We start from the raw sequence: 23,303 nt of genomic DNA on the forward strand, positions 1-23,303 counted from the left end.
GTCAAGTCTCGTCCTTTCGCGGCGGCAAGCCCGCCGCCAGCAAAGCGTCCAATCGCTCGTAGTTCGCGGCGAAGACCCGCCGCAGCTCCTCCAGCCAGTGCTCCACCGGCGCGGTACCCCCGCTCACCAACCGGCAAGGACGCCGGGCGCCGTCCACCCGCCGCGCGATGAGGCCCGCATCCTCCAACACCTTGAGGTGGCGAGAGATCGCCGGCTGGCTCATCTCGAAGGGCTCGGCCAGCTCCATCACCCCGGCTTCGCCCTCGGCCAGTCGGGCCAGGAGAGCGCGCCGGGTGGGATCGGCGAGAGCGGTGAAAATTTCCTGCACTCCGTCCATCGCGTTGAAGTTATATAACACTGATATTATATTTTCAAGCATCCCCTTGGAAGACGCGGAGTCGCAGAGTATTCTCCGCCCATGCCCCTGCCGCTGGTCACCGAACGACTGCTGATCCGCGACTTCCGCCCCTCGGACTTCGCCGCCGTCCACGCCTTCCAATCCGATCCGGAAGTCGCCCGCTACACCAGCCGCGGCCCCTACACCTCGGAAGACACCCTGGCCCTGATCGGAAGCGCCATCGAAGCCGCCGAGGCCGACCCACGGGACACCTACCAGCTCGTCGCCACCCGCCACGACCAACCCTTCGGCCGCGCCCTCCTCCTCCCCAACGGCCACCGCATCTACGAGATCGGCTACTCCCTGGCCCGGGAAGCCTGGGGCCAGGGCTACGGCAGCGAGATCGCCCGTGCCCTGACCGCCTTCGCCTTCGACCACCTGGAAGCCCACCGCCTCTTCGGAAGAGTCGACCCGGCCAACCTCCCCTCGATCAAAATCCTCGAACGCCTCGGCTACCGCAGAGAAGGTGTCCTGCGGAAGGACCTCTGGAAAGAGAATCAATGGTGGGACACCGGCTACTACGGACTGCTGGAAAACGAGTGGGAAGCGCGAGAAAAGCCTTGATCCCGCGCCGCTTTCGGTAGGGGCAACTCGCAGACCGCCCGTTCTCCGAGCACCGCTTTCGGTATCCTCCCAAGCATGAGGAAACAACACAGGCTTTGGCCCGTTCTCGCCGCCGCCGTGCTTCTCTCCGGCGGCTGCGCCGGGTTCGACGCCACCACCATCGAGGAAATCCTCACCGCCACCAATGCCGGCACCAACGCCCCCCTCGACGAGGCCACCGTCGCCCGCGGCCTGCGCGAAGCCCTGAACGTCGGCAGCGGCCGCGCCGTCACCCGCGTCTCCAGCCACGACGGCTACCTCGCCAACGAGCTGATCCGCATCCGCCTGCCCGAAGAACTCGCAACCATGGCGGAGGCCCTCCGTCGCATCGGCTTCTCCCGCCAGGTGGACGAACTCGAGATCGCCATGAACCGCGCCGCCGAGGAAGCGGCCAGCGAGGCCAAGCCCATCTTCGTCAACGCCATCCGCCAAATGACCATCGCCGACGCCTGGGGCATCCTGCGCGGCGAAGAAACCGCCGCCACCCAATACTTCCGCCAGCGCACCGAAGCCACCCTCGCCGCGCGCTTCCAGCCGATCATCGAAGAAAAAATGGACCAAGTCGGCCTCGCCCGCCAGTACAGAACCTTGGCCGACACCTACAACGCCCTCCCCTTCGTCACCCGCCCCGCCATCGACCTCGACGACTACCTCACCGACCGCGCCTTGGACGGCCTGTTCCACGAACTGGCCGAGGAAGAGCGCAAGATCCGGCAGGATCCGGTTGCGCGGACGACGGAGCTGTTGCGGAGAGTGTTTGGCAGGCGGTAGGTCGGTCGCGTTCTGCGGGAGCTACAGCACACTGCCACCCAGCACCAGGTTCAGCCCGTGGTAGCGTCATCGGTCTCAACCCGTGGAAAGGCAGCGTGATGCGGGCAACCCTTCTCGGACGACTCCTCGTCGGCATAATCGCGAGCGTCGCCCTATTGGCGTGTACCGCAAACGACCCGAGTACCGATGGGCCTGTATCGAGAAGCTTTTCACTCTCGACGGATCCAAGCGTGGTGGTCATCTCACGCACGTCGCCCCCAGGCTTCAACGGCCAGCAGGTCACTCACAAATTCTTTGCTGACGGCCAATACATCTACGAGCACAAGAACAACGCGGGTCCGGTCAGCAAATGGAACAAGTCACTCAGCCTCGACCAGCTCAACCAGCTTGTCGGCCTCCTCGTCGAGGGTGGAGTCATCGACACGAGCGGAGAGGAACTGACCCGGCGCGTTTTTGAAAAGTACGGACGGTTCTCAGAGAGCCACCCGTCCACAATCACGATCCATCTAGAACTCGCAAGCTATCGACGCAATGGCGAGGAGCTTGGCCCCATCTCCAAGACGATCCGAATCCGCAGCCTCGGAGCACTCCACATGGTCGCGCCTGAAGTGGAAGAACTCGGTGCTCTGATGGACTTCATCCGCCAGATGCACGAGTACGGGAAGGGTCGGCGGTGACGCGCTTGCGTCGTTGACTTGGAAGTTCGAATATAATTTAATTAAGATTACAATATAACGTAGTTATGTTCGCAAAAATCGGACTCCGCCTGACCGGTGGGCAATGGAATTCGATCCTAGGTCAAATGCCTTGGTGCAAGAAACGCTGGCCAAAATCGGGACTCCGGGGCGAGGGAGACCTCAGGAGAATGATCAAGTTTCCCGGTCGCCTACGACTCGACGGCCACATCGGATATCACATGGTGCTCTGGGGACTCGTGTGGATCTATATCGTCTCACGCCTCTCAGAGCGCCTAGTTGGAAGAGGTTCACTTCTTCAGCTAGACGGCGTTCTTCCGATCACAGTCTCGTTCAAAACAGTTGATCAGTTGTTTGGGGGCCTTGCAAGAAATCTCGTCGCCTCGGGTAAGCAGCTGTCGTGAGGCAACCGGAGAGGCCGGCAAACGAATCATGGTCTCGTTGCGGATAGCGGCGTCCTGGACCAATTCACCCAAGAGCCGGATCACAGAGACCGCGCAATCAAGCAGCTGCAGAGCAACGACTTCAGGGTAGGTCTCGGCATCGAAATCCAGGCCGCTCCATTCAATGACCTTCGAGAAGTCTTGGACCGGCTCGGTGCTGCCAACGGCCCGATAGCTCCCTAACTGGATTATGAGAACAGCCGTTCCGGCATCCGTGATCATCGGGGCAGACTCGCCGGCATCTCGTCTGCGCTTCATGGCCTCCACCAGATCCGCACGAGCGGCTTCGGGGCTGAACTCGAAAAGGCCAGACTCTGCCAATCGACGAAGAAGGGCATCGAGATCGCCGGTGGTAAGCCAGGCTTCAAAATCGCCGGAATCCTTCATGACGGCAGGTCGATGCAAATGCACTCGACCATCACCGTAGACGTGGATGGAGGGTCCTTTCCCATCGATAGCCCAGTTGACGCGAGACTGGAGCGCCAGAACCCGAAAATCAGCGGCGGCCGGGTACGTTACCATCGGGGTCTGATCTAGGCCCCTGCATGGCGTCCCGGCAATGACCTCTACAAAAAGCGCCAATAGGAGGAGCGAACCGCTGTGCACCAGAGGACTCCTGGGGGTCATTGTTTTCATGGAATAAGAAATAGCAGCGGACGATCCCCACCGTCAAGCAAGGTCACCCCACCACCGCTACTCCCCCACCCGCCCCGCCAGCACCCTCCCCGCCCGCAGCACCGCCTCGTGCCCCGCCGCTTCCAGCAGGTGCGCCAAGGCCTCCGGATGGGTGCAGAGGGTCCGTAGCGCGTGCAGGTAGCCAAGGAGTCCGCTGTCAAAGCTTTGGCAGTGGCCCACGGGCTCGCCTTCTCGCAGTAGGGGGTAGGTGCCGGCGAGGAGGGGGTTGGTGGAGGGTATGGGTTGGCTCGCCAGGGCGTAGGTGTCGCGCACGCCGAGGGCGGGTAGGGCGGCGGCGAGGAGGGCCTCTTGGCGGTCTTGGAGGAGCAGTCGGGGGATGTCGCCGGCCGGCAGGCTTTCGGACTGCCGGAGCACGGCGTAGCGCGCTTCCGGCTCGGCGACTTCGACTTTCCACGGTCCCCGGGTGCCGGCTTCGCCGCTGGTCGGAGGGAGTTCGCCTGAATAGAGCGGAGCGCTGGGTCCACCCAGCGGTAGCGCCTCGGCTGGTAGAGGCTGTGCATCACAACCGAGCCTTGTGCCTTTGCGAATGCGGAGACTTCGAACTCGCTGCTGCGGCGCTCGCCGCTAGCCCTGGTGCACCCCTCGGCCCGGAGCAGGCGAACCTGCGGTGCTGGCTGGAGGGCCGCATCGCCATAGGCCTCAAGGACTGGCAAACCGCGGAGCGCCGGCTCGGCGAGGCGCGGAATCACTTCACACATCATGGCCTTTTGTACGACGCCGCAATAACTAGCTTGGATCTCGCTGGTGTTCACCTCGCGCAAGGTCGTACATTCGAGGTCAAACGTCTCGCCGGGCAAACGCTTCGCACGTTCGAGGAACAGAGCGTGCCGCCAGAGATGGCCGAGGCATTAAAGCTCTTTCTCCAAGCGGCCGCTGCGGATCAACTCAGCCTGGAAACCCTGGCCAGTCTGCGCCACCGGCTGGAAGAGGCCCGCCGCCCAGCCCGCTCCGCTCTCTAACCTACATTTCTTTCGATCCAATCGGCCTCGCCCACATTTCGTGGGAGAGGTCCAAGCTGTGCATTCGCATACCGGAATCGGTAACCGAAGCGGTCATCATTTACCCACTGCGGTAAGAATCGACAACTTTTTTCGAGCTTTCGGGGAGTCCCGGCGCCGTGGGATTGCGATACATACCTTCATAGGGGAAGGCCGAGCCGGCCTGCCGCCGGCCCGTTCGCACTTCCTCGCGAAGGAGGATTTCCCATGCGACGCTTAGGCGCATTTGCCCTGCTCGTGATCCTGGCTCTCGTGTTTACCGCTCCGGCGGCGTTTTCCGCGCCCCCCTGCCATGCAGCAGAGGAGACCACGCAGTCCAGCCCGATCGCTCGCTGGATCGCCGGACTCTACGAGCGCTATATCCACCTGGCAGGTTCCGGCCCGGCCCCCACTCCATGGGCCAACCAGAGCGGAGACGGAGAACCGGACCCTCAACCCTGGGCTGGTCAGACCGCGACCGGGCCAGGCATGGACCCTGACGGCGGCCGCGCGGCATTGGACCCGGACGGCGACCGCAGCGAACGCGGCCCGGGCATGGACCCCAATGGTAACCACAGCGAACGTGGCCCCGGATTGGACCCGGACGGTTAGGCTCGTTAACACCCTTGGTCATCGCTCGCAGAATCGAGCGGTGACCCAGCGTTCTTTCATTGAATTGCCGCTTGCTGGTCTCGCCAAGGGCTGTGGCGGGTACTTACAAGGTGATGGCTTCATACAATCACCTGCCTGAGATTTCGCCCGCCCTGGCCGAATGGCTAGCGAGCCATGAGATGTCACAAGGCTGGCTCCTCCATCCCAGTGGCTGGACCTGGCGAAGAAATTCCTCCTTCGCCTCCACGGCGGCGGGTATCCGCGGGCCGTTACGGCGGCCCTGAGCCTGCGCCTGGCGGCACGGCGGGCAAACCTACTGCGTGTCGCCTCGGACCTGCCGGGTGCGGACCGAGCCTGGCACGCTCTTCGGAGAGACGCGCGGCTCCGGACCGTGACTGATCCGGGCATTCATGAAGAATGGCTCACTGGGCGCATCGCCAGCGGCCTCGGCGAGTTTGACCAAGCGGCAAGCTCACTCCAATCCGTCAGGTCGTCGTTCCTGGCCGCGGACTTGCCCCTCGACGCCTCCCTCGTGACCCTCGATCTGGCGGAACTCCGCCTCGCCCAGGGCCACCTCGCCGCCGTGCACACCCTCGCCCAGGAAACTCTCAGCGTGTTTGAGCAGCAGGAAGTCCCGGCCGAAGCCGCCCGCGCCATTCACCTGCTCGCCCGAGCCGCCGCCACCGAGCGCCTCTCCGCCGCCCTACTGGCCCGGCTGCGGCGGAGCCTGGACAGGCGGGCCTGATTCCGGCTCGCAAATCAAGGAGATTGTCCTTGACGTTCGTCGGCCGGGAGGAATCCACCCCCCTGGCCTGCGACGAGGGCTATCTCTCGGCTGGTGGGGTCATGAGCTGGAGATTACTGCTTCGGAACCGTGATCCCCTGCCTCTCGACCCAGTCTTCGATCTCTTCCAAGTAGCCCCTGCCCGTGGGCGCAGCCTGGTCTTCGCCGCGGGAGCCGTGGCCTGCGGCGGCGGCCTGCATTCCCACCTGGAGAGAGTGGTTGGCGTAGGGGAGGACAATCACGGTGGCGGGGTCGTTGCCGGCCTGGGCCAGGCCCAGCCGCTAGCGGGCGGCGGACACATCGGCCGGTGAGCTGCGGTCGCGGCCGCCGAAGAGGGCGAGCACCGGCAGGTTGCCGAGGCGCGCGATGTCCGGGAGGGGGTCGTAGGTGGCGACCCAACTCCAGTTGGGGCAGTTCTTTTCGCTCGGCAGGATCGACTGGACGGGCGCGCTGGCGATCCAGGGGTGCTGGCTCTCTCCTTCCAGGCCCTGGGACAGGGCTTCGCGCCCGGCGCAGGAAGCCAGGTAGTCGAAGTAGCGGCGAATCCAACCGAAGCCTCGCGCCGTGGCTGTGCTCTTCCACCTCCAGCCCTGGAGGCTGCCGGCCCTCCCAGATCGAGAAGGGACCTACCTGGCGGACAAGGCGTACCGTTCCGAGAGGGGCGGTCGGCGGCAATGGAACCTGCATAGGTGGAAGGTACGGCTCTCAGGGCGCAAAGTTGGTGTCGCGTTTGCCGACTCTGCGTGCTGAACCCGCCCTTCCTCAGGCCACTTCCTGCTCCTTGTACTGCAACTGGTACAGCCGGTAGTAAATACCCCGGAGCGCCAGAAGCTCTTGGTGGGTACCCTGTTCTCTGAGGCAGCCCTTGTGGAGGACGAGGATGCGGTCCGCCCGCTGGATGGTGGAGAGGCGGTGGGCGATGACCAGGCTAGTGCGGCCGATGAGGAGGCGCTGGAGGGCCTTTTGGATCAGCTGCTCGGTTTCCGTGTCGATCGAGGAGGTGGCTTCGTCGAGGATCAGAATGCGCGGGTCGAAGGCGAGGGCGCGGGCAAAGGCGATGAGTTGTTTCTGGCCCACGGAGAGGCCGGCGCCGCGCTCACGGACCTGGGTTGCGAAGCCTTCGTCGCTGGCCTCGATGAAGGGCAGGGCGTGGACTTCTTCGGCGGCGCGGCGAAGTTGCGCGTCGTCGATCTCGGCGGAGCCGAGGCGGATGTTGGCGCCCAAGGTGCCGGAGAAGAGGAAGACGTCCTGCAACACCATCGCCGTGGAACGGCGGAGCGCCGCCAGGTCCCAACCCTTGACGTCCACCCCGTCGACGGAGACGCTGCCGGAGTCCACGTCGTAGAAGCGCAGCAGCAAATTGGTGAGGGTGGATTTGCCGGCGCCGGTGTGGCCCACCACCGCCACCGTTTCACCGGCGGCCACTTCGAAGGAGACGTTCTTGAGCACCGGCTCGCCCGGCAGGTAGGAAAAGGAGACCTCCTCGAAGCGGATGGAGGCGCCCTCGCCGGACGGCGCTTGGTCGTTGCGCCAGGGATTCTCCGGGGAAGCGATCTCCACCGGCCGGTCGAGCAGAGCGAAGACCCGCTCGGAACTCGCCATCGCGGCCTGCAGGATGTTGTATTTCTCGGACAGGTCGGAGAGCGGCTGGTAGAAGCGCTGAGCGTACTGCACGAAGGCGACGAGGGCGCCCAGGGAGAGAGCGCCGGCCACCACCCGGTTGCCGCCATAGCCGATGATCAGTCCGATCCCGACGGCGGTGATCAACTCCACCATCGGGTAGTAGACGGCGTAGTAGAAGATCGCCTGGACGTTGGCGACGCGGTTCTCTTCGTTGATCTCGGTGAATTCGTCGTAGGCGCGCTTTTCGCGGTTGAACAACTGGAGCACCGACATGCCGGTGACGTGCTCCTGTAGGAAGGAGTTGATGCGGGCGATCTTGACCCGCACTTCGCGGTAGCTCTGCCGCGCCCGGATGCGGAACCATAGGGTCAACAGCAGGAGCAGGGGCAGGATGCAGAAGGTGACCAGCGCCAGCTTCCAGTTGAGCCAGAAGAGGACGCTGACGATGCCGGCCAGGAGGAAGACGTCGCCGAAGATGGACACCAGGCCGGAGGTGAAGAGTTCGTTGAGGGCATCGATGTCGGTGGTGACCCGGGTGACCAGCCGGCCGATGGGGTTCTTGTCGAAGTAGGAGACGGGCAACTCCTGCAGGCGCCGGAAGATCTGGTTGCGCAGATCCCGCATGACGTACTGGCCCATCATCAACATCACCCGCCCCTGCAGGTACAGCACCCCGAAGGAAAGCACCAGGGAAACGAAGAAAATCGCCGCCATCACGGTGATGCCCTCGGCCGGCGTGAGCACGATGCCGACGGCGGCCAATTGCTCGCCGGCCCAGAGGGCGGCGCTTGACTGTTCGGCGGCTTGTTCTCCATTTGGGTCGGGCGGCCGGATGTAGAGGTCAATGGCGACGGCGGTGGCGAGGGGACCCACCAACTGCAAGAAAGACGACAGGATGATCAGCGCCACGGCGCCGGCGGCCATGCCGCGGTAGGGCCGCACGTAGCCGAGGAGGCGCCGCATGAGGCGACCGTCATAGGCCTTGCCGAGAACTTCTTCTTCGTGGTGGTTGTTCACGACGCCGAGAATACACCGCCACCTCCGCTTGCATTCCACCGGCTGATGGAGTCCGCGCCGCAAGCCCACCCCCGGGACTCCACTAAAATAGTTGCCATGATCCTCGGAAGATTCAGCCGCAAAACCGGCCCTCTCGGATGGGGCCGATCCCTTGGAGTCGCCGTGGCGACGGTTCTCATCGCCGGCGGAACCACCGGTGACGAGATCAAGAATCCGGGGAGCCAAGAGAATCTGCGAACGGCGTTTCACGAGTACGCCGAGGAAGGACCCGCCGAGGATCTAGAGACGACCGAGCGCGTCGGCAAACTGGTGGCCGCAGCCGAACAAGGCGATCTCCCGGCGGTTCGGTCATGGCTCGACCAGGGGGTTCCGATTGAGAGCGATCTCGCGGGATCGCGGTCGGCGCTGTTCGCGGCCATTCAGGGCGGCCACAGCGAGATGGTCGCCTTCCTCTTGTCCCGGGGCGCAGATCCCAGCCGCCGCGGGCCGAGACAGCGCTCGGCCCTGGAGGAATCCTGGCGCGCGGACGCCTTGGACATCGCCCGGAACCTGCTCGAGGCCGGCGCCGAGGTTTCCGCGCCGCCGAGATCGTCCGTCGGAGCAGGACCGAATCGGCGGAGGAGCCTGGTCAGCGAGGTGATCGCCAAGGGCCGACGCGACTGGTTCGATCTATTGTGGGAACACGGTGCGAGGCTCAAGGACGGCGAAGCGAGTCCGTTGTTGCTGCGCAAGCTGGAGACCGAGTCGCCGGACCGACTCCATTGGATGCGCCTTCTGCTCGACTTCGGTGGCGAGCCGAATCAACTCTCCCAGGCCAGCGGTAGGACGCTGATTCATCTCGCTGAGACGGTCCCGGAAATCGAGTTGCTGGCTTTCCACGGCGCCGATCTCGAGGCCGCCGACCGATCCTTCGGGGAAACCGCCCTCTACTCCGCCGCCAAGTCGGGAAACGAACCGCAGCTCGAAGCTCTCCTGCGGCTGGGTGCCGACCTCGACGCGCGCGCCAAGGATGGGTCGACCCCCCTGCTCGCTGCGATCTCCCTGCGCCACTTCGACCTCGCTCACCGACTGCTCGATGCCGGTGCGAGGGTCGACCTGGCGACCTCGCAGGGGCGAACGCCGCTGATGGAACTCGCCGCCTGGCGTTTGCCACGGACCCAACGGGCTACCGGCGACGAGGCTCAAAATGCAATGATCCGGCGCTTGCTGGCGCAAGGCGCAGCTCACGATGCCGCGGATGCACGCGGCAATTCGGCCCTCAGCTTGGCGGGCAAGGCATGCAACGTGACGGCCTTCGCGGAGCTAGCCCGCGGCGGAGCTCGCATGGGTCGCGACGCCTGGATCGAGGTCTTGTCGGCGCCCTGTGCTCCGCGTTGGCCCGAGGTGATCGACTCGGTACGAGCCGACCTCAACCTGCCGCTTCCGTCGCTGGACGAGCTGACCAAAGGGCCGCTCGCGCCACCGGATCCCGCCGACCTGAGGGCGCAGAGGCAAACGTTGGACGAAATGCGTGCGATCGGGGCGGCCTGGATGAGCTGGTTCGTCGACCAGGTTTCCTCCCTGGAGCTGCCCGGGGGAACGGTCCGTTTTGCCTCGGACGAAGGCGCCGGAAACGGCGTCTTCGTCGGCGATCTGCCGCCCGTTTCGGCATCCCAACTTCATACCCTGCTCGTACCCTTGTATCTCGGGCAACTACCCGCGGTCGATGGCTGGGGCTACGACTACGACTTTCGCATGGCAAGCCACCCCCTCGGCCGGAGCCCGGTTCTCGTCATCCGCAGCCCCGGCAGCGACGGTCGGTTCGAAGGCGAACTCTACCCCGCCCCGCACCTGGAGAAGGGCTCCTTCGCACCTTTTCAGGTCCACCGGGACATTGTGTGGACGGACGGGAGATTCCTACAGTTTCCCCGCACTTTGCCGGCGGCTTTCACGGGTTCGAATTCGCGACCTCGCCTCTGAAAACCCCCGTAGCCATCCTATCTATCGCTTTTCATCTATCTCCTCGATGGTGTAGGATTCGAGGCTGCGTTTCTCTGTAGTTGACACCGAGGGGTGATTTTGCATGGCAGCACCGACGCTGAACCAACTGCTCAAGGCGATGGTCGAACAAGGGGGCTCGGACCTCCATGTGACGACCAATGCGGCGCCGCAGATTCGTATTGACGGCGTGTTGAAGGCGCTCAATGCGCCTCCGATGTCCCCCACCGAAACCAAACAGATGGCCTACTCCATCCTGACGGACAACCAAAAGCACCGTCTGGAGGAGGATTTGGAGATCGATTTCTCCTTTGGCATCAAGGGCTTGGCGCGCTTTCGGGCCAACGTTTTTCACCAGCGGGGAGCGATCGCCGCGGCCTTCCGGCGGATTCCCTACGAGATCCGCTCGTTCCGCGAGTTGGGGTTGCCGACGGTGGTGGAGAAGCTGTGTGAGAAGCCCCGCGGCTTGGTGCTGGTGACCGGGCCGACGGGCTCCGGCAAAACCACCACCCTGGCTTCGATGCTCGACAAGGTGAACCGCGAGCGCAGCGAGCACATCGTCACCATCGAAGATCCGGTGGAGTACCTGCACTCGCACAAGAAATGCATCGTCAACCAGCGCGAGTTGAACGCCGACACGCACAGTTTCTCGAATGCTCTGCGCTCGGCCCTGCGGCAGGATCCGGATGTGGTGCTGATCGGCGAGATGCGCGACTATGAGACGGTGGAGGCGGCGCTGCGCATCGCCGAAACGGGACACCTCACCTTCGCGACGCTCCACACCAACTCCGCCGCCCAGACCATCAACCGGATCATCGATATCTTCCCGGCCCACCAGCAGGGCCAGATCCGGGTGCAGCTCTCCTTCGTGCTGGAGGGGATCATGTGTCAGTCGCTGCTGCCGCGGGCCGGCGGCCAGGGGCGAGCGCTGGCGATGGAGATTCTGGTGCCGAATTCGGCCATCCGGAACCTGATCCGCGAGGACAAGATCCACCAGATCTACGGCATGATGCAGGCCGGGCAGTCGCGCTTCGGCATGCAGACCTTCAATCAGTCCCTCGCGTCGCTCTACTTCCGCCGCACGATCAGTTTGCCCACGGCGATGGCGCGCTCGTCCTATCCGGACGAACTCCAGGACATCATCAATCGCGGTCCCCAGGCGTTGAGTCAGCACATGCAGCCGCCGGGACGCCAGGCTTCGAGGAGCTAACCGGTGAGAAAGGCAGGCTAGACCATGCCCCAGTTCGTTTGGAAAGGACGCAACCGAAGCGGTGGAGCCCAGGAAGGGGTACTGTTGGCGGACAGCCGCGACGCCGCCGTGGCGACGCTCCGGCGCCAGCAGATTCAGATCACCAATATTCGGGAGAAGGGGCGGCGCATTCCGCTCTTGCCGCGCCTGCCGCAGCGCATCAGCGTCAAGCGCTTGGCGGTGTTCACGCGGCAGTTTTCGGTGATGCTCGACGCCGGCTTGCCGCTGGTCCAGTGCCTGGAGATCCTCGGCGAGCAGGAGGAGAACAAGACCTTCGCCGAGATCATCGACAAGGTGCGCTCGGACGTCGAGTCCGGCGCTTCCCTGGCGGACGCCATGCGCAAGCACCCCAAGGCCTTCGACGACCTGTTCGTCAACATGGTGGCGGCCGGCGAGGCGGGCGGTATTCTGGACATCATCCTGCAGCGCCTGGCCACCTACATCGAGAAGATCGTCAAGCTGCGCAACCAGGTGCGCTCCGCCCTGCTCTACCCGATCGCCGTCATCGTGATCGCGGCCTTCGTGGTGTACATCATTCTGTGGAAGGTCATCCCGGTCTTCGAGCAGCTCTTCGCCGGTGTCGGCGGCGAGATGCCCTTCGTCACCAAGGTGGTGATCGGGGCGAGCAACTTCCTCGGCCGCTACTCGATCTGGATCTTCTTGGTGTTGATCGCCCTCGGGTTCGCGGTGCATCGGTACCACAAGACCCACCGCGGGAGACGGGTGCTCGACGGGCTGATGTTGAAGATGCCGATCTTCGGCATGCTGCTGCGGAAGATCGCCGTGGCCCGCTTCTGTCAGACCCTCTCCACCCTCACCTCGTCCGGCGTGCCGATCCTGGACGGCCTGGAGATCACCGCCAAGACCTCCGGTAACGCGATCATCGAAGACGCCATCATGGCCGTTCGCAAGGCGGTGGAAGAAGGCAAGACCCTGAGCGAACCGCTGGCGGAAACCGGCGTGTTCCCGCCGATGGTGGTGCAGATGATCAACGTCGGTGAGCAGACCGGCGCCCTCGACCAGATGCTCGCCAAGATCTCCGAGTTCTACGAGGAAGAGGTGGATACGGCGGTCAACGGCTTGATGAAGCTGATCGAGCCGCTCCTGATCACCATTCTCGGCGTGGTCATCGGTACCATCGTCACCGCCATGTACCTGCCGCTCTACTCGGTGCTGTCGCAGATCGGGTAGGTCATCGAGAGCCGGCGGGGGGTAGGAGTCCCCCGCCCCTCTTCCCCCGGTGAGGACATCGCGGTCATGAGTCCCATCGCCCGGCAACTCCGCTGGCTGATCGCCCTGCGGCTGGTGGTGGTCACCAGCCTACTGGTGTCCTACGGCCTGCTGACCCTGGTACCCCAGGGCACCATCGACCCGGCAACGGTGCCCGAGGTCCCCACCCCCGGCGGCGCATTGCCAACGGAGGGGTTCGAGCCTTCGACGGTCCAGATCGGCTCCGCCCAGATCGTCCCCGGCCTCACCGCCCGGGTGGTGCTCGGCCTGGCCGGCGCCACCTACCTGGCGAGCCTGCTCTATCTGTTGCTGCTGTCGCTGGGCCGGCGCTACCCGGCCCAAGCCTTCCTGCAGTTGTGCGGCGACCTGCTGCTGGTCACCGCCATCGTCTACTACACCGGCGGCATCAACAGCCCCTTCTCCACCATTTACCTGCTGGTGATCGCCGTCGCCTCGTTTCTTCTCGGTCGGCGGAACCGTTTTGTCATCGCCGTCTTCGCTTACGTGCTCTACGCCAGTCTCCTGCTGTCGCTGTACTTCGGCTGGCTTCAGGCCGTAACCCCGGTGACCGAAACGGCCTCTCCCAGCCGCCTGGTCTACAACCTGACGGTCAATCTGGTGGCCTTCGGCTCCGTCGCTCTGTTGACCAGCTACCTCGCCCTGCGCAGCCGAGTCACCCGCACGGAACTGGAGCTGGAAGAGAAGCTGGAAGATCTGGCGGACCTGAAGGTAGTGCACCGGGATGTCATCCAGTCGATCAACAGCGGGCTGATCACGACGGATCTCGAAGGACGGATCACCAGCGTCAACCGCACCGGCGAGGAGATCCTCGGCCGCGGCGAAGAGGAACTGCTGCGCGAGCCTATCCAGAGTGTCGGCCTGGTGACCGAAGAGCAATGGCAAGAGGCCCTCGCCAGCGCTGAGGCGGAGCGCAAGCTGCGCATCGAAACCCGCCTGGAGCGCGACGGCGAAGAGGCCCTGATCGGATTTTCCCTCTCGCCCCTGTCCGACGCCGAGGGCGTGCCGCGCGGCCATATCGTGATCTTCCAGGACCTCACCCGCTGGCAGGAACTCCAAGACCGGGTGCGCCTCAAGGACCGCATGGCGGCCGTCGGCGAAATGGCGGCGGGCCTGGCCCACGAGGTCGGCAATCCCCTGGCGGCGATCTCCGGCTCGGTGCAGATGCTCAGCCACAAGGTCCAGGAAGGCAGCTCCGAGGGCAAGTTGCTCGACATCCTGCTCAAGGAGAGCCAGCGTTTGGACCGCACGATCAAGGGCTTTCTGCGCTTCGCCCGGCCGAAGGAACGGGCCAGCGTGCACTTCGACATCGCCCAACTGATCGAGGAGAATGTCGAGCTGCTGCGCAACAGCCCGGAGGTGCTGGCCGGCCACAGCCTGGAGCTGGATCTCCAGCCGCCGACGGCGATGATCGTGGCGGACCCGGACCTGATCAGCCAGATCTTCTGGAACCTGGCCCGCAATGCGCTGAAGGCGATGCCCGAAGGGGGCCGTCTGCGGGTCAGCGGCAGCCTCGATCCGGAGCACTACACCCTGCGCTTCATCGATACCGGCCGCGGCATGGGGGACGAAGAGCGCACCAATCTCTTCCACCCCTTCAAGTCGTTTTTCGACAGCGGCTCGGGGATCGGCATGGCGATCGTCTACCGCATCGTCGAAGAGCACGGCGGCGATCTGCGGGTGGATAGCGAACCCGGCGTGGGCACATCGATCGCCGTCGAACTTCCCCTCGGGGGCACCGGCACCCAGCCCATCCTGTTGGAGAATCTTTCATGAGCCACCGCCTGCTGATCGTGGACGACGAGGAGAGCGTCGTCAGCTTCCTCTCCTTGCTGTTCGAGGAACAGGGTTTCACGGTGGAGACCGCCGGTTCCGTCGGCGAGGCGCGGAAGACCCTCCACCGGGGCTACGACCTGTGCTTGTTCGACATCATGATGCCCGACGGCAACGGCCTCGACCTGCTCAAAGAGGTGCGCGAATCCGAGCCGCGCACCTCGGTGATCATGATGACCGCCTACACCTCCACCAAATCGGCGATCGAGGCGATGAAGCTCGGCGCCTACGACTACATCTCGAAGCCGTTCGATGTGGAGGAACTGAAGGTCCTGGTGCAGAAGGCTCTGGCGACGGCGGAGCTGGTGGACGAAAACGTCTACCTGCGGCGGGAGCTGGAGCAGAAGTACACTTTCTCGAACATCATCGGCCGCAGTCCGAAGATGCAAACGATCTTTTCGCTCATCGACCGGGTGGCCCGCACCTCCTCGACGGTGTTGATCCGCGGCGAGAGCGGTACCGGCAAGGAACTGATCGCCCGCGCCCTCCACTTCGCCAGCCAGCGCTCGAATAAGCGGTTCCTGTCGATCAACTGCGGCGCCTTGCCGGAAAATCTGCTGGAGAGCGAACTCTTCGGCCACGAACGCGGCGCCTTCACCGGCGCCGTGCGGGAGAAGAAGGGACTGTTCCAGGAGGCGAGCGGCGGCACCCTCTTCCTCGACGAGATCGGCGAGATGACCCCCACCATGCAGGTGCGCCTGCTGCGGGCGCTGCAGGAGAAGGTGGTGCGCAAGGTGGGCGGGAACCGCGAAGAGCCGATCGACGTGCGGATCATCGCCGCCACCAACCAAAACCTCGAAGAGCGCATCGCCGAGGGGCAGTTTCGGGAAGACCTCTTCTACCGCATCAATGTCATTCCCATCGAGCTGCCGGCGCTGCGCCAACGGCGGGAAGACATTCCGCTGCTGGTGGACCACTTCGTCCGCAAATGCACCGAGGATATGGGCCTCGACGAGAAGAAAGTCACCGCCGAGGCGATGAAGGCGCTAGAGCGCTACGACTGGCCGGGCAACGTGCGGGAACTCGAAAACGTGGTGGAGCGCACCCTCGCCCTCACCACCGGGCCGACCCTCACTTCGAAGGACCTGCCCGATGCGGTATTCAGTATGCGCAGTTCGAACCCCACCGCGGTACAGCTACCGGAAGAGGGGATGGATCTGGAAGCCTACCTGGAACACGTCCGCGCCCAGCTCATGGGCCAGGCCTTGGAGCGCGCCGACGGGGTGCAGACCCAGGCCGCCGAGCTGCTGGGGATGAGCTTTCGGTCGTTCCGCTACTACGCCAAGAAGGCCGGCCTCAAAGACGAGGGCTAGGCTCGCCCGCCAATCCGTCACCCGCCAGCGGCGCCAACCACAGGCCACGGCTTACGGTGCCCAAGAAAAGACGCCCCTCGAACACCCGGGCGGCGGTGATGTCCGCCGCGCGCACCGGCAACTCCACGGGGCGCAGCGCCGTCGCCTCGCGATCCCACACCCACGCCCCCTCCTCGCCTACCGCCAAGGCGGAAAAGCGTTCACCGCCGGTGGCGAATATCTTGCTGGCCGCCTTCTCCAGCAGCACCCAGGGCGACGACAGATCCTGTCGCCGCCAAAGCCCCTGATCGCCGGCAAAGAGCAGGCTGCCGGCGCTGGCGATGCGTCCGCCGGCGTAGGGGCCGGAGTAGCGCTCCGTGGCCCCGGCGGTGCGACGCACCAAGCCTTCGCCATGGCTGATCCACAGATCAGCCCCGGCGAAGGTCAAGGAACGCACTCCCTGGGCCGGTAGGGCGAGGCGCTCGAAGAGACCGGAGCCCCCGGCGCCCACCTGCTCGAACACCCCACCGGGGGTGCGCGCGGCGACTCGCCCGGCGGAAGTCGCCAGTTCTTCCACCCGACCCTTCCCCACTTCCGTCACCTGCCGCCAGGCGGTGCCGCTGCGCTCGAACAGTCCCGCCTCGGTGGCCGCCAGCAAGTTGGGTCCGGCGACCGCCAGGTCGAGGATCGGGGGCAGATCGCGATGCACCGTGGAGCCGACGGTGACCGCGCTGTCCACTTGGTACACCCCGGAGAAAGGACCGGCGTGGTTCACCGCCACCAGCAGATGCTCGCCGGTGGCGGCCAGAGCGCCGATGCGCAGGTTGGTCAGCCCAGTGGCCGTCGCCGCGAAGGACCGGCCGCCGTCGTCTGAACGCCACACGCCGGCGCCTTCGGTGGCCAACCAGATGCGCTGCGGCCGCTGCCGGTGGTAGACGATGTCCTGGATCACCAGACCGGCGATGGACACCCGATGCCAGCTCGCACCACCATCGTCCGAGCGGTACAGGCCGCCGACGGTGCCGGCCAGCAGGGCGCCGCCGGGCAGCGGCGAAAAGCTCGGCGTGCGGCGCCACTCCAGACCCTCTTTGTAGCGTTTCCAGCGCTCGCCGCCGTCCAGGCTGCGGTAGACCCAGCCGCAGGTTGAGGCCCACACTTCGTCGGGGCTGCCGGGCACCGGCTGCAGCCGGAAGACCTCACTGTCCAACGCCATGCCCTCGAACACTCCGCGCCAGGTCGTACCGCGGTCGTCGCTGCGGTAGGCCCGGCGCCAGGTGCCGGCGGTGATGCGCTCCGGATACCGCGCATCCACCATCAGGCTGGTGACCTTCTGGATGCGCGGCAATTCGGCGGTCAGGTGGCGCCAGGATTCTCCGTCGTCGTCGCTCCCGAAGACGCCCTGCCGGGTGCCGGCGTAGAGGCGACCCGGCTGATCCGCGAGCAGGGCCAGGGTGTAGACCTGGCCGCCGGGAAGACCCTGCCGGCGCTCGACCCAGGAGCGCCCCCCGTCTTCCGTGTAGACCACCGTGCCGCCTCCCCACACCCCCCAAAGGGCCGCCCACAAGCGGTCCGGGCGATTCGGATCGAACATCAGATCTCCCACCACCCAACCGGCCAGCGGCGTGCTGTGCCCACGCTCGACCCAGCTTTCGCCGCCGTCCGTCGAGCGGTAGATGTGACCCGCCGAGGTGCCGGCGAAGAGCGTTTCGGGATCGCGCGGATCCACCGCCAGGGTGCGCACATCGCCGCCGTAGAGCGGAGCGAGCTCCCAGGCGAGATCGAGGGATTGGGCGGCTCCCGGCAGAGAAATTCCGCCGGCCCAAGGGGCGACGAGCAGACCCATCGCCAGCCATCGGAAACAGGGTTTGGCGGAGATCATGGACGCTCCAGGTGGCGGTGGAAAGGGATCGAGTGAGCGGCTACGGAGCTGGCGAAGTCGGTGGTGATCACGGCGTGTACTCCGATTCTCAGAATAGCACCGCTACACTACGCCCGATGTCCATCTTCGATCTTCTTCCGGGACTGCTCGTCGCGGCCTGGGCGGTGGTTCTTTTCGGCGTCCTGGAGCGCTGGTACGACGGCTTGCCGCGACGGGTGGCAGCGGGCCTTCTCGTCCTCGTGCTGGTGCTCTTCGGGCAAGTGCTGTTCGGCGGCAAGATCCTCCTGCCGGTGGACAACCTGCGCTCGACGGTGCCGTTCCAGAATCTGCCGGCGGCCCCGACCCCCGGCAACCACCTGCAAACGGAGCAGATCACCCTGATCGCCCCCCTCGCCGCGGCGGTGCGGAGCGATCTCGCCGACGGCCGCTGGCCCCTGTGGAACGACCACGGCGGGGCCGGCCTGCCGCTGCTTGCTTCGCCCCAGGCGGCGACCCTTTCACCTTTCCGCCTCGCCACGCTGGCGTTGCCTTTGGAGCGTGCCGTCGGTGCGGCCGCCGCTCTTAAGGTGCTCATCGCGCTGGTCTTCGGCTGGCTGTGGATTCGCCGCGCCGGAGCCTCGAACGGTGCGGCGACGGTCGGCGCCCTGGCCTACGGCCTCGGGGGGTTCGTGCTGCTGTGGCTCGGCTGGCCGCGGAGCGGCGCCGCGGCCCTCCTTCCGGTGCTGTTCTACGCCATCGAGCGCGCCGTATCGGCGAGCGCGAACCGCCGCCGAGATGTTCTGCTGCTGATCGGCGCCGGTGCGGGACTGGCCCTCGCCGGTGACGGCGAGGTCGCCCTGTGGGGCGGCCTCGCGGCCTTGGGGTTGGTCGCCATCCGCCTCGCCCGGCAGCCCACCCGGCAGCGCCCCGCGCTCTGGCTGCGCACCGCCGGCGCCTTGGCCTTGGGGCTCCTCCTCGCCGCTCCCGTCTTGCTGCCGCAGGGCGAGTGGAGTCGCCAGAGCAGCGAGAGCGAGCGGGCCATGGAACGGGCCCGCTCCGAACGGCGAAACGACCCTTTCGCTCTGGAGACCATGGCCGACCCGGAGAAGCGCGCCGCCGCCTGGGCCGGCACGGCGGCGCGCCTTCCGCCGCTGATTGCCGCCAGCTCCTTCACGGAGCATCGAACGGCGCTCTATCCGGGCCCGATCCATCGCAACGAGGACGCCGCCGGCTTCGCCGGTACGGTGACCCTGCTCCTCGCCCTGTTGGCTTTGATTCTGCCGAGTCTTCGAGCCGCAAGAAACAAGAAGGCACAGCGCCTCACGATCGGCCGCGCCTTCCCGGCAGCCATTACCCTGGGGGCTTTGGTTGTCCTGCTGAATCCGCCGGGCCTGTCCTACCTGCTCGGCTCGCTGCCGCTCGTCGGACCGTCGGCGGTTTCGCACCGGCGGGTGGCGGTGCTCCTCACCCTTGGCCTCGCCGCCCTTGCGGCTTTCGCCGTCGATCGGCTGGGAACTCTCGAGAGGAAGCAGATCCGGCCGATCCTGCTGTACCTTGGAGCGGTCTTCGCCACGGCCATTGCCCTGGCGGCGCCGGCGGGTCTTCCGTGGCTCCAGCTCGGCACCCTCGCCGCCGGGCTGATCGCCCTGCTAGTTGTTCCCCTGCGCTGGCGGGCACCGTGTTTGGCGGTGTTGATCGGGGCGGAGCTGCTGTGGCTGCACGTCCCGGCCAATGCGCCGATGCCCCGCGATCTCTACTTCCCCACGCCGCCGGTTCTCGCCGCCCTGCAGCAGGCGACCGTCGAGCATCCCGACGGCCGCCTGGCGGCGCCGCGTGGGGTGATGCTGCCGCGTATTGCCTCGGTCTACGGGCTGTCGGACGTTCGACCCGGGCGGGTGGCCCCGACGCTCTATGCGGGCTTGACGGACTTCCTCGGCCGCCCGCCGGACGCTGGCCGGCCGGCGCTGATCGACGACCCGCGGCTCGACCTGCTGGGAATCCGCTGGTGGCTCACCGGACCCAATGCGGTAGGGTCCATACTCTCGGGGTCCGACCTCTCGGGGTCCGACCTCTCGGGGTCCGACCTCTCGGGGTCCGACCTCTCGGGGTCCGACCTCTCGGGGTCCGCACGCCTCCTCTACGAAGACGCCACCGCCCGCCTGTGGGAACGACCCCGGCCGCTGGAGCGCCTGTTCTTGCCGGAAGGGGTCGAGATTCATCGCGAGGGTCGGTGGGAGGATCGCATGGGCGAACTGGATCCCAGAAAGACGGCGCTGCTGCGAGCCGCCGTCACATCCACCCCCTGGCGAACGACTCACCCGGCTGCGAGCCGTCTGTCCCTCGACCCGCCGGAAGAAGACTCTCTCTCCGCCGAAGCCGCCCTGGCCGAGCCCCGGCTGATCGCCAGCTCCCTCTACCAGGACGGCGGCTGGCGGCTCCTGGTCAACGGCCAGGCGCACCCCACCTTTCTCGCCAATGGACCCCTACTCGCCGCCTGGCTGCCGACCGGGCAGCACCGGCTGCAACTCCTCTACCGGCCCCGGTCCTTCGTGCACGGAGCTGCCGGTGCCGGCCTCGCGCTGGTGGTCATGGTTCTATGGGTTGCGGCCCCAGGCCTTCGGATTCGTCCGCCCTCGGCCGGCGCAGCGTCGGCAACAGCGCCCAGAAGAGCACCGACAGCACCGTAGCGATGCCGAACAGGGTGCTGTACGAGGTGGCCTCCGCCAGCATCCCCGAAACGGTACTGGCGCCGATTTTTCCGAACACCTCAAGGGCCGCCAGCAGAGTGAAGTGAGTGGCGCCGATGCGCCGGTCCACTTGGCTCATCATGTACGCGAAGAGGGCGACGGTGAGAGCGCCGCCGAAGAAGTTTTCGGCGCAGGTGACGGCGATCACCCCCGCTGCATCCACCTCCGAGACGGACAACCACCACAGGCCCGCCAGCGGCAACGCCCGCAGAACCGCCGTCCAGATCACCGCCCGGCGGATCGAGACAGCCCAGGCCAACAGCCCACCGGCGGCCGAGCCGGCGATCGAAAACACCACCCCCCAGGTGCCCACCCAGGCGCCGATCTGCCGGGCGGTGAAGCCGTGGTCGACGAGAAACGGCCGAAACATCGTGTCGGCCAGCGATTCGCCCATCTTGTAGGTGACGACGAGCAGCAGGAGCCAGCCGAATCCCCGCCCGGCGAGGGAGCCGCGCAGCGCGCCGAGCACTTTCCCCAGGCTAGACAACGCCGCGTCGCCGGCAACGGCCGGCTCACGGAAGGTGAGAGTGACCGCAGCGATCAGCAGCATCAGCCCGGCCATCGCCTGGAACAGGCCGCTCCAACCGATCCAGGCGCTCGCCCACAGCAGGACGCCGCCACCGGTCAGCATGCCGAATTTGAACCCCACCACCTGGGCGACATTGCCGAGGCCCAGCTCGTCCGGCCGCAGGAAATCCACCGCCAGGCCGTCCACCGCGATATCGAGGGTCGCCGCCGCCAGGTTCATTGCCAGAACCAGCACCAGGACCGCCGTCAACGACCCCTGCGGGATGACGAAGGACGCCACGAAACAGGTCGCCGCGAGCAAACCCTGGAGCGGCAGGATCCAGCTTCGCCGGGGTCCCAACGGCCCGCGCCGATGCCGATCCACCCACGGCGCCCACAGGAACTTGAGCATCCAGGGCAAACTGAGCGCCGCTGCCCAGCCGATCTCCGCCAGGGACACTCCCTCGCCGCGCAAATACACCGGCAGCGCCGTCACCTGAAAGCCGTAGGGCAACCCCTGCACGAAGTACAGAGCCCACAGAATCGAGTGCCGGCGCCAGGTGGAGGCTCCCACAATCTACTCGTTCAGATCTACCTCAGGCTGCTTCCGGCTCGCTGTCGATGTAGCGATCGATGACCGCCGCGCCGCAGGCGTCGCCCCAGACGTTGACGGTGGTGCGGAAGCGGTCGAGGAGCCAGTCGACGGCGAGGATGAGGGCAGTGCCTTCGAGCGGCAAACCGACCGCCTGGAGGACGATGACCATGGTCACCAGCCCGGCTTGTGGGATGCCCGCGGCGCCGACGGCGGCGAGGGTGGCGGTCAAGAAGATCATCACCTGTTGCCCGACGGACAGCTCGATGCCCATCGCCTGGGCGATGAAAATCGCCGCCACGCTCTCATAGAGGGCGGTACCGTCCATGTTGATGGTGGCGCCCAAGGGCAGCACGAAGTAGGTGGCTTTGCGGGAGACCTTGTTGTTGTCCTCGACGGCCTCGATGGTCAGCGGCAGGGTGGCCGAGGACGAAGCGGTGGAAAAGGCCGTCAGCAGCGGCGCTGCCATGTTGTACAGGTAGGGCAACGGATTGCGCCGGCCGAAGAACCACAGCAAGAGCGGCAGCACCACCAGGGCGTGCACCCCCAACCCTAGGAGCACCGTGAGCATGTACTTGCCCAGGCCGCCGATCAGGGTGCCGAGGTCTCCGGCCTCGCCGAAGCGCGCCGCCACCAGACCGAAGACGCCCAGCGGCGCCATCCACATGATCATGTAGACGATCTTCATCACCGCCTCGTTGAGGCCGTGGAAGAAGGCGATCACCGGCTCGCCAGCCTTGCCCAGGGTGGTCAACACACCGCCGAGCACCAGCGAGAAGACGATGATCGGAAGGATCTGCATTTGCGCCATGGAGGCGAAGATATTGTCCGACACGAAGGACAGTACGATGTCCGAAAAGCCCAGGTCACGTTTGGCAGCAACCTGTTCGGGAATCGTCACCTCACCGAAGGGCACCCCGACCCCGGGCTGGATCAAATTGACCACGACGATGCCGAGGAAGACCGCGATGCCGGTGGTCGCGGCGTAGTAGAGGACCGTGCGCAAGCCCACGCTGCCGAGCTTTCGCACGTCTCCCAGACCGGTGATGCCGACGATCATCGACGCCATGATCAACGGCACGATGATCATCTTGAGGGCGCTCAGGAAGAGCGTACCCATCCAGCCGAACATGGTCATCTTCTCGCCGAAGATCTGCACCCCGACGAAGGCGAGGACGATACCGGCGACGATGCCGATCAGGATGATGGTGTTGTGGCGATCGTTCATGACCCCTCCGCCAGCAGACTGCCGAAAAGCGCTTCGCGCATTTTCTCAGCAGGCCCAATAGCTATTGATGGTTAGGGGGCTTGGCGCCCCCTCAGCCGAAAAGTTTAACTTTTCAGCTTCACCCCGTCCTCGGCGCCTGCGGCGGGGGCGCCGC

At 65.7% G+C, this 23,303-nt stretch carries 19 protein-coding genes; 12 read left to right on the forward strand and 7 right to left on the reverse strand.

The annotated features are described in order from the left end of the window. Position 1: 1 nt before the first annotated feature. Complete coding sequence (locus tag AAF481_09350; protein MEM7481367.1) at positions 2-337, reverse strand: metalloregulator ArsR/SmtB family transcription factor; 336 nt, start codon at positions 335-337, stop codon at positions 2-4. Between the two features lie 81 nt (positions 338-418). On the opposite strand from AAF481_09350, the gene AAF481_09355 reads away from it, so the two are divergent. From AAF481_09355 to AAF481_09365, 3 genes are all read left to right on the forward strand, one after another. After that, positions 419-961, forward strand: a complete 543-nt coding sequence (locus AAF481_09355; GenBank protein MEM7481368.1) for a GNAT family N-acetyltransferase — start codon at positions 419-421, stop codon at positions 959-961. A gap of 75 nt (positions 962-1,036) precedes the next feature. Beyond that, positions 1,037-1,771: a DUF4197 domain-containing protein gene (locus AAF481_09360; GenBank protein MEM7481369.1), complete on the forward strand. Its 735-nt coding sequence runs from the start codon at positions 1,037-1,039 to the stop codon at positions 1,769-1,771. Between the two features lie 95 nt (positions 1,772-1,866). After that, positions 1,867-2,448, forward strand: a complete 582-nt coding sequence (locus AAF481_09365; protein ID MEM7481370.1) for a hypothetical protein — start codon at positions 1,867-1,869, stop codon at positions 2,446-2,448. 320 nt (positions 2,449-2,768) lie between these two features. Here AAF481_09365 and AAF481_09370 read toward each other — a convergent pair whose 3' ends face one another. Both AAF481_09370 and AAF481_09375 read right to left on the reverse strand, forming a co-directional pair. Next, positions 2,769-3,515: a hypothetical protein gene (locus AAF481_09370; protein ID MEM7481371.1), complete on the reverse strand. Its 747-nt coding sequence runs from the start codon at positions 3,513-3,515 to the stop codon at positions 2,769-2,771. 87 nt (positions 3,516-3,602) lie between these two features. Next, positions 3,603-3,959, reverse strand: coding sequence for a hypothetical protein (locus AAF481_09375; protein ID MEM7481372.1), 357 nt, complete (start codon positions 3,957-3,959; stop codon positions 3,603-3,605). A gap of 140 nt (positions 3,960-4,099) precedes the next feature. On the opposite strand from AAF481_09375, the gene AAF481_09380 reads away from it, so the two are divergent. From AAF481_09380 to AAF481_09390, 3 genes are all read left to right on the forward strand, one after another. Continuing rightward, positions 4,100-4,564, forward strand: coding sequence for a hypothetical protein (locus tag AAF481_09380; protein ID MEM7481373.1), 465 nt, complete (start codon positions 4,100-4,102; stop codon positions 4,562-4,564). A gap of 1,021 nt (positions 4,565-5,585) precedes the next feature. Further along, entirely contained in the window at positions 5,586-5,939 is a 354-nt protein-coding gene (locus AAF481_09385) for a hypothetical protein (GenBank protein ID MEM7481374.1), read from the forward strand. 29 nt (positions 5,940-5,968) lie between these two features. Continuing rightward, the gene (locus tag AAF481_09390; protein MEM7481375.1) at positions 5,969-6,289 is read left to right on the forward strand and encodes a hypothetical protein; all 321 of its coding nucleotides are present in this window, start codon (positions 5,969-5,971) and stop codon (positions 6,287-6,289) included. A 451-nt stretch (positions 6,290-6,740) separates the two neighbouring features. Here the strand turns inward: AAF481_09390 and AAF481_09395 are convergent, their stop codons facing one another. Beyond that, complete coding sequence (locus tag AAF481_09395; GenBank protein ID MEM7481376.1) at positions 6,741-8,618, reverse strand: ABC transporter ATP-binding protein; 1,878 nt, start codon at positions 8,616-8,618, stop codon at positions 6,741-6,743. Between the two features lie 162 nt (positions 8,619-8,780). Between AAF481_09395 and AAF481_09400 the strand changes: the two genes are divergently transcribed. The 5 genes from AAF481_09400 (at position 8,781) to AAF481_09420 (ending at position 16,238) form a co-directional block, all read left to right on the forward strand. Beyond that, entirely contained in the window at positions 8,781-10,577 is a 1,797-nt protein-coding gene (locus tag AAF481_09400; protein MEM7481377.1) for an ankyrin repeat domain-containing protein, read from the forward strand. Positions 10,578-10,680: 103 nt separating this feature from the next. Continuing rightward, positions 10,681-11,805, forward strand: coding sequence for a type IV pilus twitching motility protein PilT (locus tag AAF481_09405; GenBank protein MEM7481378.1), 1,125 nt, complete (start codon positions 10,681-10,683; stop codon positions 11,803-11,805). Between the two features lie 24 nt (positions 11,806-11,829). Next, on the forward strand, positions 11,830-13,035 hold the full coding sequence (locus AAF481_09410; GenBank protein MEM7481379.1) for a type II secretion system F family protein: 1,206 nt from the start codon (positions 11,830-11,832) through the stop codon (positions 13,033-13,035). Between the two features lie 66 nt (positions 13,036-13,101). Continuing rightward, positions 13,102-14,868 (forward strand): ATP-binding protein, encoded by a 1,767-nt coding sequence (locus AAF481_09415; GenBank protein ID MEM7481380.1) that lies wholly within the window; start codon positions 13,102-13,104, stop codon positions 14,866-14,868. Further along, positions 14,865-16,238, forward strand: a complete 1,374-nt coding sequence (locus AAF481_09420; GenBank protein MEM7481381.1) for a sigma-54 dependent transcriptional regulator — start codon at positions 14,865-14,867, stop codon at positions 16,236-16,238. Before AAF481_09415 ends, AAF481_09420 begins: the two co-directional genes overlap by 4 nt. Here the strand turns inward: AAF481_09420 and AAF481_09425 are convergent. Beyond that, positions 16,222-18,096, reverse strand: coding sequence for a hypothetical protein (locus AAF481_09425; protein MEM7481382.1), 1,875 nt, complete (start codon positions 18,094-18,096; stop codon positions 16,222-16,224). The genes AAF481_09420 and AAF481_09425 overlap by 17 nt on opposite strands. Positions 18,097-18,128: 32 nt before the next feature. Between AAF481_09425 and AAF481_09430 the strand changes: the two genes are divergently transcribed. Then, on the forward strand, positions 18,129-20,762 hold the full coding sequence (locus AAF481_09430; GenBank protein ID MEM7481383.1) for a pentapeptide repeat-containing protein: 2,634 nt from the start codon (positions 18,129-18,131) through the stop codon (positions 20,760-20,762). On the opposite strand, the gene AAF481_09435 is transcribed toward AAF481_09430, so the two are convergent. Both AAF481_09435 and AAF481_09440 read right to left on the reverse strand, forming a co-directional pair. Continuing rightward, on the reverse strand, positions 20,662-21,903 hold the full coding sequence (locus AAF481_09435; protein MEM7481384.1) for an MFS transporter: 1,242 nt from the start codon (positions 21,901-21,903) through the stop codon (positions 20,662-20,664). The genes AAF481_09430 and AAF481_09435 overlap by 101 nt on opposite strands. Positions 21,904-21,925: 22 nt before the next feature. Beyond that, a complete protein-coding gene (locus tag AAF481_09440; protein ID MEM7481385.1) occupies positions 21,926-23,149 on the reverse strand; it encodes a dicarboxylate/amino acid:cation symporter in 1,224 nt (407 codons plus the stop codon). Positions 23,150-23,303 lie beyond the last annotated feature (154 nt).

This window comes from Acidobacteriota bacterium (assembly GCA_039030395.1).
Classification (GTDB): domain Bacteria; phylum Acidobacteriota; class Thermoanaerobaculia; order Multivoradales; family JBCCEF01; genus JBCCEF01.

Bases quoted from the DNA above. Each gene is read 5' to 3' on its own strand.
- AAF481_09350 (MEM7481367.1), bottom strand. From the start codon at position 337: ATGGACGGAGTGCAGGAAATTTTCACCGCTCTCGCCGATCCCACCCGG.
- AAF481_09355 (MEM7481368.1), top strand. From the start codon at position 419: ATGCCCCTGCCGCTGGTCACCGAACGACTGCTGATCCGCGACTTCCGC.
- AAF481_09360 (MEM7481369.1), top strand. From the start codon at position 1,037: ATGAGGAAACAACACAGGCTTTGGCCCGTTCTCGCCGCCGCCGTGCTT.
- AAF481_09405 (MEM7481378.1), top strand. From the start codon at position 10,681: ATGGCAGCACCGACGCTGAACCAACTGCTCAAGGCGATGGTCGAACAA.
- AAF481_09410 (MEM7481379.1), top strand. From the start codon at position 11,830: ATGCCCCAGTTCGTTTGGAAAGGACGCAACCGAAGCGGTGGAGCCCAG.
- AAF481_09415 (MEM7481380.1), top strand. From the start codon at position 13,102: ATGAGTCCCATCGCCCGGCAACTCCGCTGGCTGATCGCCCTGCGGCTG.
- AAF481_09420 (MEM7481381.1), top strand. From the start codon at position 14,865: ATGAGCCACCGCCTGCTGATCGTGGACGACGAGGAGAGCGTCGTCAGC.
- AAF481_09425 (MEM7481382.1), bottom strand. From the start codon at position 18,096: ATGATCTCCGCCAAACCCTGTTTCCGATGGCTGGCGATGGGTCTGCTC.
- AAF481_09440 (MEM7481385.1), bottom strand. From the start codon at position 23,149: ATGAACGATCGCCACAACACCATCATCCTGATCGGCATCGTCGCCGGT.